A 10,256-nucleotide genomic window follows, 5' to 3' on the forward strand; every position below is an offset into this window, starting at 1 on the left:
CAGGATCGGCACCCGCGCCTCGTCGTCGGCGACGGGCGCGGGTGGGCGGATTCCGCGGGTCAGGCGCGGGTGCGGAAGAGGCGCACCTGCTCCTCGAGCCGGCCGGCGAGCGCCTGGAGCAGGCGGCTGGCGTCGGCCACCCCGGCGGCGTCGGTGGTGACGGTGGCGGCCGTCCCGGCCGTCGCGGTCGCCGTATCCGCGATCTCCTCCGTGCTGTCTGCCGCTTCCCCGATGCTGTGCGCCATCGTCCCGGTGGTCGCGGTCTGCTCCTCCACGGCGGCGGCGATGGTGGTCTGCAGGCGGTCCATGGTGCCGACGACGTCGATGATCTGGCGCAGGGCGGCGGCGGTGCCCGCGGACTCGGTCTGGATGGCGATCACCCGCTCGGCGATCTCCTGGCTGGCGCGAGCGGTCTCCTGGGCCAGCTGCTTGACCTCGTCGGCGACGACGCCGAACCCCGCACCGGCGGCTCCGGCGCGCGCCGCCTCGATGGTGGCGTTCAGCGCCAGCAGGTGGGTCTGCGCCGCGACCTGCGAGATGGTGGCGACGATCTGCCCGATGCCGGCGGTGGACTCCCCCAGCCGGTCGACCTGCGCCGCGGCCTCCACGGCCTGCTGGACGGCGTCGCCGGTGACCGCGGCCGCCTGGCTGGCGCTGACCGCGATCTCGCCGATCGCCGCCCGCATCTGCTCCACGCCCGCGGCTGCGGTCTGCACGCTCGCGCTGACCTGGCCGGCCCGCTCGGCGTTGTCCCCGGCCTGGCCGGCGATCGCCTTGGCCGACTCGTCGAGGCGGGCGCCACCCGTGGTGAGCTGCGCCGCCGAGCCGGTCAGCTCCGCGGCCGTGCTGGTGACGGTGCCCAACGTGGCGCTCAGGCTGGCCTGTGCCTCCCTCAGCGCGGCCGCCATCTGGCCGGGCTCGTCGGCGCTGTCCACGACCGGGTCGTGGGTGAGGTCGCCGTCCGCGAGGGCCCGGAGGCTGTCGCGCACCCGGGCCAGGGGGCGGGTGATCGCCCGACTGGCCAGGATCCCGGCGCCGAACGCCACGACCAGCCCGACGGCGAGCACACCGAGCAGCAGGGATCGGGAGAAGGTGTAGGCGTCATGGGTGGCGGTGAGCGCCGCGTCCGCGTCGGCCTGCTGCGTCGCCGCGGCGGCGGCGAACGCCTCCAGGGTCTCCACCCCGATGCCACGGACGGCAGGCAGCGCCGCCTGGAACGCGGCGACGTCGCCGGCCGAGGCAGCCTGCAGCAGGCCCTGGGCGCGCAGCACCCGGTACTCCTCGATCATCCGCGGGAGGTCGGCGGCGCTGTCCGCGGCCGCCGGTGCCGCGAGGTACCGCTCCAGCGCCGCGTCCAGGGTGGCGTCGTCGGCGGCGATCTTCTCCTCCGCCGCCCGGCCATCCGGCGCGGCGAACAGGATCCCGTAGGCGTCGAGCCGGACACCCAGGAAGGCCGCGCGGGCGGTCTCCAGGTCCTCCAGCGCCACCGCGGTGTCCCGCTGCTCGGCGGTGGCGTCGTCCAGGGCGGCCATCCGCACGAGGCCGAGGGTGCCGACGACGGCGGCGACCAGCAGGCCGCAGAGGACGGTGAGCGTGATCTTCCAGGCGACGCGGAGGTCGCGGAACCGGGCGGGGAGCGACCGGGGGGCGTGCTGCATCGTGCACCTCACTGGACGTGACTAGTTGATTGCTACAAGCAATCGGCTGGCGAGCAGCAGCCACCCAGCGGGGCAAGGGCCCGTTGCCCCCCGAACGGGTCCGTGACCGTCGCCACTGCGGCGCCCACGGACCCGTTCCGGCGTCGGCATCAGGGGGTGTACGTCACCTGTTCGGCCATCTCCAGGACCTGCTCCTGGGTGAACGCCTCGGGCGCCTGGAGGACGAACGTGGTGCCGTCCGGGAACTGCGCCTGCAGGTACCACCCCTCGTAGCGGTGACCGTCGATCACGTAGCCGATGTCGACGCGGACCAGCTGTGCGGGACGACCGTTGACGGTCACGTCCAGCTGCGGGCCGATCGGCCCCATGATCGACTCCCGGACCTGGTCGGCGGGGATGACGTCCTCGGCCGGCGGGATGTGGACGGTGAGGTCCTGCGCCTCGTAGGCGTCGTTGACCAGGGTGAGGACGCGACCCATCTTGTAGGCCCGGATCGACCACCCCTCCGGTGCGAGTCCCACGTCGAGCGTGGCCGGCTGCGGGCGGTCCACCAGCGAACCGGCCACCTCCTGCAGCTGCTCGGCGTCGGCGTAGTCGCCGTGACCGAGCAGGGAGACCCACTGGTCGTCCCGCCGCTCCCAGCTGAGCCAGGTGAACCGGCGGCGTTCGGTCACGCAGCCGGTGGCGGTGTCCTCGACGCACCACTCACGTGCGTACGTCACGGCCTCGACCTCGTCGTCGCCCAGCGGGACCTCGTCGACGGCGAGCAGCTCGTAGCCCGGCGCGCCGTCGTCCGGTCCGGTGCCCTCGGGCTCGTCCACACCGACGTGGACGGTGAACCCGTTCTCCATGGCCGCGTCGTCGTACGAGGCGATGCCGGCGCCGTCCCCGTCGCCGTCGAAGGCCGGCCGCAGCCCCGCGGGGGCGGGGTCGAGCGACAGCGGGAAGGTGGGCATGTCGAAGTTCACCAGCCGGACGCTGTCCGGCGGGGGCCCGACCGCGTCGGGGGCGGCGATGACGACCGCGGCAGCCCACGAGGCGGCGACGGCGACGGCTCCGACACCGATCCGCCAGCGGACCTTGCGGCTGGGCAGGCGCACGGACCGGGGCTGCCCGCCCTCGATCTCGGCCAGCAGGGCGGCCCGGGCGGCCGAGCGGGCGGCGGGGGACAGCGGCGGGGCCTCGGGGCCCGCCTCGCGGAGCAGCGTGAGGTCGTTCATCGGTCCTCCTCCTCGGAGGTCGGTGCGAAGGGGGAGACGTCGCCGAGCGCGGCGCGGGTCTGCCGGCGGGCGCGGTGGAGGCGGGAGCGGACGGTGCCGACGGGCACGTCGAGCACGGCGGCGATCTCCTCGTAGCCGAGCTGGCCCCAGGCCAGCAGCAGGAGGGCGTCGCGGTCGGGGGCCTTGAGCTTCGCCAGGGCGGCGGCGAGCGGACCGCGCAGCGCCTCGGCGTCCAGCCGGTCGGCGGAGTCGTCCGGACCGGCCGCGGTGCCGGGGTGCCGGCCGGCCTCGCGGGCCAGGGCCCGGTAGCGGCGCTGCTCGGTGCGCCCGTGGACGTGCACCAGGTTGGTGGCGATGCCCAGCAGCCAGGGGCGGACCTCCACGTGGTCGGCCCGGTAGGCCGCACGGCGGCGGAAGGCGATGAGGAAGGTCTCGCTGAGCAGGTCGTCGGCGAGCTCACCCACGCGCCGGCCGAGGTAGCGGTGCACCGTCGCCGCGTGGCGGTCGAACAGCGGCGCGAAGGCCTCGGGATCGTCCAGCGACCGGGCGATCAGCTCGGCGTCGGAAGGGGCGGCGTTCGGAAGCGCCCGCATGCGGGGTGGCTCGGGCGGTGGACCGGCGGACCGGTGCAGCGCCGTCGGGGTCACGGAACGGAATGATCCGGCCGCGATCGGTGAAGTCGTCACACCTCTTGATGTCCGGAGCGGTGGATCCGGTTCACGGGCGGCGGTGCGGCGGCGCGCCCCGTTGCGGGACGCGCCGCCGCGGGGATCAGCTCCCGCAGTTCTCGTCTCCGTAGCTGCTGACGGTGTCGGCGGCGGACGCGAACTCCTGCGCGTCGTCGGTGCCCATGTCGCCGCTCTCGACCGCGGCCTCGATGTCGCCGTCCGAGGGGAAGTTCTCGGCCAGGTAGTCCGCGGCCTCCTTGACGTCGTCGCCGGCCTCGTCGGGCACGTTCTCGCTCAGGTCCTCGAACAGGCCCTTCGCCTGGTCGGCGTCGGACTCCTCGAGCTGGTCGATGGCCTCGTACTGCTCGCAGAAGTCCTCCACGCTGGCGCCACCGCACGAGGTGAGGCCGAGCGGGAGGGTCGCCGCGGCGGCGACCAGGACGAGCTTGCGGATGCGCATGGGGGTCCCTTCGGACGGGGCGGCGCTGCGGCCGCCTCCGATGACGTCGGCACACCCTCACACATCCCGCCGACGGATCCGGTCCCGGCGGTACCGGATCCGCCTCAGGTGTCGGTCAGCCGCTTCTCGAAGTAGAGCGAGCCGGCGCCGTCCGGGTCACCGACGTAGGCGCCGAACGCGGCGATCGGCCCGTACCCGGCACCGCGGTACAGGCCGACCGCCTCCGGCTGGAGCGGGCCGGTCTCCAGACGGAGGACGCCCCACCCCCGGGCGCGGGCGGCGTCCTCGAGGGCGGCGAGGACCGCCTTGGACACGCCCCTCCCCCGCGCCGGCGGCACGACGTACATGCGCTTCACCTCGGCCGCCCCGTCCCCCAGCGCCCGCAGCGCCCCGCAGCCCAGCGGCGTCCCGTCGTCGTCCCGGGCCAGCAGGACGACGGCGACGTCGGCGGCCGACGGGTGCCTCCCCGGCTCGTCCTTGCCGCCGTAGCGCGCGCGGACCTCGGCCTGCTGGTCGGTGGTGAGCCGCTGGACGTCGGCGTCGTCCCAGGCGGCCGCCTCGATGATCACGGAACCGATCCTGCCAACGGCCTCCTCCCGTCCGGCGGAGGTACCGTCCGCTGGACGCCTTCCCGAAGGAGCACCGTGCCGGTCGACCGCGAACTGCCCACCCCCGAGGCCGCCGATCTGCTGGCCCTCACCCGCGAGCTCGCCGACGCCGAGCTCGCCCCCAGGGCGGCGCAGTACGAACGCGAGGAGCGCTTCCCGCGCGAGGTGTTCCGCCTGCTGGGCGACGCCGGGTTGATGGGGCTGCCCTTCCCCGAAGAGATGGGCGGGGGCGGCCAGCCCTACGCCGTCTACCTCCAGGTGCTCGAGGAGCTGGCGGCCCGCTGGGCGAGCGTCGCCCTGGGCATCAGCGTGCACACGCTGGCCTGCTCCCCCATCGCGAACTTCGGCACCGAGGCCCAGCGCCGCGACCTCCTCCCCGAGATGGTCGGCGGCAGCCTGATCGGCGCGTACTCGCTGTCGGAGGCGCACGCCGGTTCCGACGTCGCCGCCATGCGGGCCAGCGCCACCGCCACCGACGACGGCTGGACCGCGCGGGGCGAGAAGGCGTGGGTCACCCACGGCGGTCACGCCGACTTCTACTCGACGTTCCTGCGCACGCCGGCCGACGGGCAGCGCGGCATCTCCTGCTTCCACCTGACCCCGGACCTGCCCGGCTTCAGCGCCGCGCGGCCCGAGGAGAAGATGGGCCTGACCGGCTCGACCACCGCGGCGATCCGGCTCGACGACGTGCCGATCCCGGCCGACCGGCTCGTCGGCGAGCCCGGCCGCGGCATGGCCATCGCGCTCGGCGCCCTGGACTCCGGCCGCCTGGGCATCAGCGCGGTCGCGGTGGGGCTGGCCCAGTCCGCGCTCGACGTCGCCGTCGGGTACGCGGTGGAGCGGGAGGCCTTCGGCCGGCCGATCGCCGAGCACCAGGGCGTGCAGTTCCTGCTGGCCGACATGGCCGCGGCCGTGGAGTCCGCCCGCGCCACCTACCTGGTCGCCGCCCGCCGCAAGGACGCCGGAAAGCCGTTCTCCCGGCAGGCCAGCATCGCCAAGCTGGTCGCCACCGACGCCGCCATGAAGGTGACCACCGACGCCGTCCAGGTGCTCGGCGGCGCCGGCTACACCCGGGACCACCCGGCCGAGCGCTACATGCGCGAGGCGAAGGTCATGCAGATCTTCGAGGGCACCAACCAGATCCAGCGGATGGTCATCGGGCGGCACCTCGTCGGGGAGGCGGCACCTCCCGCGGGCTGAGCCGGTGGGCACCTGAGGGGTTCCACGTGGAACCGGTGACAGCTGTCAGTGGACTCCGGCCCGCCGGCCGGAACAGACTGAGCCGTCCCGGAACGAGGAGAGAGACCATGCCCGAGCCCCACCTCCGGGCGGCCGATGCCGACCGCACCGCCGTCGCCGCCGTCCTCGGCCAGGCGATGTCGGAGGGGCGGCTCACGGTCGCCGAGTACGACGAGCGGCTCGCCCAGGTCTACGCCGCCCGCACGTTCGGCGAGCTGACGCCGCTCACCGCCGATCTGCCCCGCACCGCCGGTGCGTCCGCCGCCCGCCCGACGGGTGCCCTGGCGGAGACGGCCCCCGCCGCGGCGTGCGAAGGCTCAGCGCGGGCCCTCTGGGCGGTGTGGGGCTCCTGGGCGAGCACCGCGCTGATCGTGCTGGCGGTCTGGGCCGTGTCCTGCGTGGCCACCGGGGAGCTGCGCTACTTCTGGCCGTTCTGGGTCATCGCCCCCTGGGGCGCGATGCTGGCGTTCGGCACGCTCGGCGACCGCCTGCGGCCCGGCGGCCGGGACGACCGCCGGCTGACCTGACGGCCGGACCCGCCGGCCCGGCCGGAGCCCTTCCGATCGGCGGTCGCCCGGCCGGGCAGAAGGTGCTTCCGCCCGCGCCCCGGCAGGTCTAGCGTCTCCCCCCGGAGCGCCGGGAAGTCTGGTCGGCAGTCGTGTTCGCCGACGCCGAGGAGTTCCCATGGCCGCCCCCGCCCCGTCCGCCCCTGCCCTGCGTCTCGACGGCCTCGGCAAGCGCTTCGGGACCACCGACGCGGTGGTCGACCTGTCGCTCACCGTCCCCCCGGGCGAGGTCTTCGGCTTCCTGGGGCCCAACGGGGCGGGCAAGTCCACCACCATCCGGATGCTGCTCGGGCTCCTGCGGCCCACGGCCGGCGCCGCCCGGGTCTTCGACGTCCCCGCCGCCGACGTCGAACGCGCGCACCGGTGGCTGGCCTACGTACCGGCCGACGTCGCGCTGTGGCCGTCGATGACCGGCCGGGAGTGCCTCGACCTGCTGGCCGGCGTCGGCCCGGGCACCGACGGCCGCTACCGCGACGAGCTGGTGGAGCGCTTCGCGCTGGATCCGGACCGGCGGGCACGCACCTACTCCACGGGCAACCGGCAGAAGGTGGCGCTCGTCGCGGCGTTCTCGACCCGCGCACCGCTGCTGGTCCTCGACGAGCCGACCAGCGGGCTGGACCCGCTGATGGAGCGGGAGTTCCGCGCCTGCATCGCGGAGGCCGCCGCCCGGGGGCAGACGGTGTTCCTCAGCTCCCACCAGCTCGCCGAGGTCGAGGCGGTCTGCTCGCGGGTTGGAATCCTGCGCAGCGGCCGGCTGGTGGAGGTCGCCGGGCTGGCCGACCTGCGGCGCCTGCACCGGGCGGAGGTGGTCGTCGAGCTGGGCACGGCCGCGCCGGACCTGCAGCACCTCGCCGACCTGCCGGCCGTCTCGGACCTGCGGTGGTCCGGGCCGCTCCGGCTGGAGCTCTCCCTCAGCGGCCCGCCCGGCGCCGTGCTGCGCGCCCTGGGCGACGCCGACGTCGCGCACCTGGAGGTCCGGGAGCCCACGCTCGAGGAGATCTTCCTCGACTACTACGGCCAGGTGCCGGCATGACCACCCGGACCGCGCCGGACCGGGCACCGGGCAGCACCACGCCACCGGTCCCGCCGCGGTCCGCCGCGCGCGCGGCGACCGCGGCCGCGCTTCGGGAGGTGCGCCGCGGGACCGCCGTCCTCGCGCTCGTCTGCGGCGGCATGACCGCCATGGTCGCGCTGCAGTACCGGGGGATGGACGGCGCCCTCGGTGCCGGCTCGCTGGCCGCACTGGCGGAGAACCCGGCGATCCGGACGCTGTTCGGCCCACCGGCCGGGCTGGACACCGCCGGCGGGTTCACGGTGTGGCGCACCGGCACCGTCCTCGCCGTCCTGGTGGGGATCTGGGCGGCCCTGACCGCGACCCGGCTCACCCGCGGCGACGAGGAGGCCGGCCGATGGGACCTCCTGCTCTCCGGCCGGCTGCGGCTGGGCACGCTGGTCACCCGGGTGCTCGCCGTGGTGCTGTGCGCCGCCGCCCTCGTCGGGGCCGCCGCCGGGCTCGGCCTGGCGCTGGCCGGGGCCGGCGTCCGGGGGTCGGTGCTGTTCGGCGCCTGCCTGGCCGGCACCGGGATGGTGGGCGCGGCCCTCGGCGTCGTGGGCGCGCAGCTCTTCGGCGAGCGGCGCTCGGCCTCCGGACTGGCGGTCGCGGTGCTCCTCGGCACCCTGCTCGTCCGGATGGTGGCCGACGGCGTCCCGGCGCTGTCCTGGCTGGCGTGGACGACGCCGTTCGGGCTGACGGGGCGCGTCGCCCCCTTCGCCGCTGACCGGTGGCCGCCCCTGCTGGCGCTGGGCCTGCTGGTCGCCGCCCTGGGTGCGCTCGCCGTGGTGCTGCACGCCGGCCGGGACGTCGGGCGCGGCCGCTGGGCCGGCCGCGACCGGCGCACCCGGCCCAGCCGGCTGCTCACCTCGCTCCCCGGCCTGGCGGTGCACCGCGTGCGCCGGCCCCTCGCCGGCTGGGCCGCCGGAGCGGTGGCCTACTTCCTGCTGATCGGCCTGCTGGCCACCACGATGACCGACTTCCTCCGGGACAACGCGGCCTTCGCCGAACTGGCCGCCCAGGCGGGCTTCGCCCAGCTGGGGTCGGTGCAGGGCTACGTCGCCGCGCTGGACACGCTGCTCGCCCTGGCCCTCGGGGCCTTCGCCGCCGGGCGGGTGGCCGCCACCGCGGCCGACGAGGCCGCCGGGCGGCTGGCCCTGCTCTACTCCCGGCCGGTGGCCCGCGCCCGGTGGGCGGCCGTCGAGGCCGGCACGACCACCCTCGCCGTCGCGGTGCTCGCCGTCGCCGCCGGCCTGGCCACCTGGGCGGGTGCGGCGTGGGTGGACGCCGGGCTGGGCCCGGGCGAGGCGCTCGCCGGTGCGCTGGCGGTGCTGCCGGTGGCGCTGCTGTGCCTGGGCGCGGCGATCGCGGCCCTGGGCTGGGCGCCGGCCGCGGTGCTCCCGCTCGGGGTCACGCCGGCCGTCGGCGGCTACCTGCTGCTGGTGTTCTCCGACACGTTCGGCTGGCCGTCGGCCGTGCGGGCGCTCTCGCCGTTCGCCCACCTGGCCGCCGTCCCGGCGGAGCCGTGGCACGCGCCCGGCGCGGCGGGGATGGTCGCCGTGGCGGCGGCGCTGGCGGCCCTCGGGCTCGCCGGGTACGCCCGCCGGGACGTCCGCACCTGACGCGCGCACCGGCCCCCGGACGACGAAAGAGCGCCGGCCCGAGGGGCCGGCGCTCGTCGCGTCCTGGTGGGCCAGGGGGGAGTTGAACCCCCACGTCCTTTCGGACACACGGACCTGAACCGTGCGCGTCTGCCATTCCGCCACTGGCCCTGGCGAGGGAGAACACTAGCAGCCGCGGGCCGTACCTCCGGCGGGGGGTCGGTCGTTGGCCTGTCCCGGGACGATGTCCGGGGCGTCGCGGCTTCCGGAGCAGTCAGCCTCGTCCGTCCCGGCTACGATCACGGGTGGCACAGGCGGATCATCGGACGAGCGCAGAGGAGCGACTGTGGGTGTGCTGCAGCGCTTCGAGCGCCGACTCGAAGGCATGGTCGGTCTGGCCTTCGCCCGGCTCTTCAAGGGCAAGGTGCACCCGGCCGAGATCGCCAAGGCCCTGCAGCGCGAGGCCGACGAGCAGCGCTCCATCGTGGGCGAGGGCCGGGTGCTCGCACCGAACGTCTACGTCGTCCGCCTGGGCGAGACGGACTTCTCCCACCTGGGCCAGTGGTCCGACCAGCTGGCCGGCGAGCTGGCCGACATGGTCACCGAGCACATCGAGGACGAGGGCTACCAGGTCTTCGACAAGGTCACCGTGCAGCTCGAGCAGGACGACGAGCTGACCACCGGCGTCTTCGAGGTCAGCTCGCACGTGGCCGACCCGGCCCGTCCCGCCCCGCGGGCGGAGGTCGCGGCGCCGGCCGCCGGCTCCCCCGGCCTGCCGCCGCTGCCGCCGCTGCCCCCGCTGCCGCCGCTGCGCGGCGGCCGCTCGGCCACCGACACCGGCAAGCAGGCACCCTCGATCATCGGCCGGGCCGGCTCGCGCGACACGACGACCCACGTCCTCGTCGTCGACGGGCCGGGCACGCGGCACGAGCTGACCACCGGCCGCAACGTGATCGGCCGCGGCACCGAGGCCGACATCCGGCTGCCCGACACCGGGGTCAGCCGCAAGCACGTCGACGTCGTCCTCGAGGGCGGTGTCGCGACGGTGGAGGACCTGGGCTCGACCAACGGCACGCTGGTCAACGGCCGCCGCATCACCCGCCAGCCGCTCAGCGACGGCGACGTCATCCGCATCGGCCACTCGGTCCTGGTCTACCGGCAGGACGGGGCGTGACCGGATCCGCG

At 75.7% G+C, this 10,256-nt stretch carries 10 protein-coding genes and 1 tRNA gene; 5 read left to right on the plus strand and 6 right to left on the minus strand.

Translation table 11 applies throughout. From position 1 onward, the window contains the following. Positions 1-59 precede the first annotated feature (59 nt). From GCU60_RS03650 to GCU60_RS20065, 5 genes are all read right to left on the minus strand, one after another. A complete protein-coding gene (locus tag GCU60_RS03650) occupies positions 60-1,658 on the minus strand; it encodes a methyl-accepting chemotaxis protein (RefSeq protein WP_163202319.1) in 1,599 nt (532 codons plus the stop codon). Positions 1,659-1,807: 149 nt separating this feature from the next. Further along, on the minus strand, positions 1,808-2,878 hold the full coding sequence (locus GCU60_RS03655; RefSeq protein ID WP_163202320.1) for a hypothetical protein: 1,071 nt from the start codon (positions 2,876-2,878) through the stop codon (positions 1,808-1,810). Beyond that, positions 2,875-3,471 carry an RNA polymerase sigma factor gene (locus GCU60_RS03660; protein ID WP_163202322.1) on the minus strand — a complete coding sequence of 199 codons (597 nt, stop codon included), beginning with the start codon at positions 3,469-3,471 and terminating at the stop codon, positions 2,875-2,877. Before GCU60_RS03660 ends, GCU60_RS03655 begins: the two co-directional genes overlap by 4 nt. Positions 3,472-3,649: 178 nt before the next feature. Then, positions 3,650-4,006, minus strand: a complete 357-nt coding sequence (locus GCU60_RS03665; RefSeq protein WP_163202323.1) for a hypothetical protein — start codon at positions 4,004-4,006, stop codon at positions 3,650-3,652. A gap of 104 nt (positions 4,007-4,110) precedes the next feature. Continuing rightward, on the minus strand, positions 4,111-4,575 hold the full coding sequence (locus GCU60_RS20065) for a GNAT family N-acetyltransferase (protein WP_163202325.1): 465 nt from the start codon (positions 4,573-4,575) through the stop codon (positions 4,111-4,113). A gap of 75 nt (positions 4,576-4,650) precedes the next feature. On the opposite strand from GCU60_RS20065, the gene GCU60_RS03675 reads away from it, so the two are divergent. The 4 genes from GCU60_RS03675 (at position 4,651) to GCU60_RS03690 (ending at position 9,092) form a co-directional block, all read left to right on the plus strand. Continuing rightward, on the plus strand, positions 4,651-5,814 hold the full coding sequence (locus GCU60_RS03675; RefSeq protein WP_163202327.1) for an acyl-CoA dehydrogenase family protein: 1,164 nt from the start codon (positions 4,651-4,653) through the stop codon (positions 5,812-5,814). Positions 5,815-5,921: 107 nt separating this feature from the next. Further along, on the plus strand, positions 5,922-6,380 hold the full coding sequence (locus GCU60_RS03680) for a DUF1707 SHOCT-like domain-containing protein (protein WP_163202329.1): 459 nt from the start codon (positions 5,922-5,924) through the stop codon (positions 6,378-6,380). Between the two features lie 157 nt (positions 6,381-6,537). Next, a complete protein-coding gene (locus GCU60_RS03685) occupies positions 6,538-7,452 on the plus strand; it encodes an ABC transporter ATP-binding protein (protein WP_163202331.1) in 915 nt (304 codons plus the stop codon). Beyond that, positions 7,449-9,092, plus strand: a complete 1,644-nt coding sequence (locus tag GCU60_RS03690; RefSeq protein ID WP_204261373.1) for a hypothetical protein — start codon at positions 7,449-7,451, stop codon at positions 9,090-9,092. Before GCU60_RS03685 ends, GCU60_RS03690 begins: the two co-directional genes overlap by 4 nt. A gap of 64 nt (positions 9,093-9,156) precedes the next feature. On the opposite strand, the gene GCU60_RS03695 is transcribed toward GCU60_RS03690, so the two are convergent. Beyond that, a tRNA-Leu gene (locus GCU60_RS03695) sits at positions 9,157-9,242 on the minus strand. Between the two features lie 175 nt (positions 9,243-9,417). Here GCU60_RS03695 and GCU60_RS03700 point away from each other — a divergent pair. Beyond that, on the plus strand, positions 9,418-10,245 hold the full coding sequence (locus GCU60_RS03700) for an FhaA domain-containing protein (protein WP_163202333.1): 828 nt from the start codon (positions 9,418-9,420) through the stop codon (positions 10,243-10,245). The last annotated feature ends 11 nt before the right edge of the window (positions 10,246-10,256 follow it).

This window comes from Blastococcus saxobsidens (genome assembly GCF_010682065.1).
GTDB classification, from domain to species: domain Bacteria; phylum Actinomycetota; class Actinomycetes; order Mycobacteriales; family Geodermatophilaceae; genus Blastococcus; species Blastococcus saxobsidens_B.

Bases quoted from the DNA above. Each gene is read 5' to 3' on its own strand.
- GCU60_RS03650 (WP_163202319.1), bottom strand. From the start codon at position 1,658: ATGCAGCACGCCCCCCGGTCGCTCCCCGCCCGGTTCCGCGACCTCCGC.
- GCU60_RS03655 (WP_163202320.1), bottom strand. From the start codon at position 2,878: ATGAACGACCTCACGCTGCTCCGCGAGGCGGGCCCCGAGGCCCCGCCG.
- GCU60_RS03660 (WP_163202322.1), bottom strand. From the start codon at position 3,471: ATGCGGGCGCTTCCGAACGCCGCCCCTTCCGACGCCGAGCTGATCGCC.
- GCU60_RS03665 (WP_163202323.1), bottom strand. From the start codon at position 4,006: ATGCGCATCCGCAAGCTCGTCCTGGTCGCCGCCGCGGCGACCCTCCCG.
- GCU60_RS03680 (WP_163202329.1), top strand. From the start codon at position 5,922: ATGCCCGAGCCCCACCTCCGGGCGGCCGATGCCGACCGCACCGCCGTC.
- GCU60_RS03685 (WP_163202331.1), top strand. From the start codon at position 6,538: ATGGCCGCCCCCGCCCCGTCCGCCCCTGCCCTGCGTCTCGACGGCCTC.
- GCU60_RS03690 (WP_204261373.1), top strand. From the start codon at position 7,449: ATGACCACCCGGACCGCGCCGGACCGGGCACCGGGCAGCACCACGCCA.